Source organism: Mesorhizobium sp. P2_F8 (assembly GCF_056403655.1).
In genome coordinates, this window is record NZ_JBFUFB010000105.1 from 1 (window position 1) to 1,265 (window position 1,265).

General features: G+C 67.0%; 2 protein-coding genes. Both read right to left on the bottom strand.

The window, feature by feature from the left end; all coding sequences use genetic code 11:
* A partial coding sequence (locus tag AC1DZP_RS36205; RefSeq protein ID WP_477309147.1) for a molybdopterin cofactor-binding domain-containing protein occupies positions 1 to 1,005 on the bottom strand: 1,005 nt, incomplete at its 3' end.
* Positions 1,005 to 1,265 (bottom strand): 2Fe-2S iron-sulfur cluster-binding protein (locus AC1DZP_RS36210; protein WP_477309149.1); only part of this gene is annotated, 261 nt, incomplete at its 5' end. The genes AC1DZP_RS36210 and AC1DZP_RS36205, both read right to left, overlap by 1 nt.

Genomic DNA, 1,265 nt, shown 5'->3' on the forward strand with positions numbered 1-1,265 from the left:
GGAGGGTCCGATCGAGCCGTGCATCTGGTAGGGCCATACATAGGTCCGTTCCATAGGCGTCGCCGTCGCGCCGAGCACGCGTTCGACATCGCCGTGGTCGGCGAGCTTGCGGACGGTCGAGCGATTGTTACGAAGTGCCGCCTCCGGAGCATTGAGGTCGGGGACGACGGGTGCGGCGCGCCATTGCACCTTGAGTCGCTGCATCGCCTCGATGGCGTGCTCTTCGCGCATCGCCACGACGCCGACGAAATCGCCGATGATCACGACCGTCACCAGCCCCGGCACGTGGGCCACCGATGCCTCGTCGACGGCGATCAGGCTCGCGCCGACATGCCCCCCTGAATCGAAGCCAGCATAGGGCGGCAGGACGACGCGGCCATGCAGCATGCCTGGCAGGCGCACGTCATGGACGTAGATGAAAGCCGCGGTAGCCTTGGCCGGAATGTCGGCGCGTGCCTGCGGCCGGCCCACGATACGGTACTGCGCAGCTGGCTTCAGGGGCGCGTGCGGATCGATCGCAAGGCGCGTGTTGGCGCCGGCGATGAGATCGCCAAAGGAGACGAAAAGATTCTCTTCCGTATCCGCCGGTCGGATCACGCCGTCCTCGACGATCAGCTCCGGCACCGACATGCCGAGCCGCGCGGCGGCCAGCTTGAGCAAATGTGCGCGGGCGGTCGCGGCTGCGGCGCGCAGCGGCATGGCCGTGACCTGGATGGTCTCGCTGGCGATGGTCGCGCCCTGATCCGGAGCGGCCGAAGTCGAGCCGAGAACCATGCCTACGCGCTCGAAGGGAACGTCCAGTTCCTCGGCGACGATCTGGGCTAAGGCCGTGCGAATGCCGGTGCCGAGATCGACGTGGCCGTTGAAGGCGGTCACGGAGCCGTCCGCGCCAAGCGCAAGGAAGAGTTCGCCATCCTTGCCGGCAGAGGGGCTCGGCCGCAGAACCAAGAGTGCCTCGCTGTCGTGCAGATAGGCGGTGGCTGGCCGGTCGCGCGGGCCGCTCATCAGATTTGCTCCAAAGCGACGTCACCGGATATTTGCGTGGTGGCGCCGGCTGCCGCGCGCACGGCGGCGAGGATTTCCAGATGGGTGCCGCAGCGGCACAAATGATGGCGCAGCGCGGCGCGGATCGCCGTCTCGTCTGGCCGCGCATCGCGCCTGAGCAGCGCGACAGTGGCAATGATCATGCCGTTCAGGCAGTAGCCACATTGGGCGGCATTGTTGGCAATGAACGCGGCCTGCACGAGATGGTGATGATCCGAGGT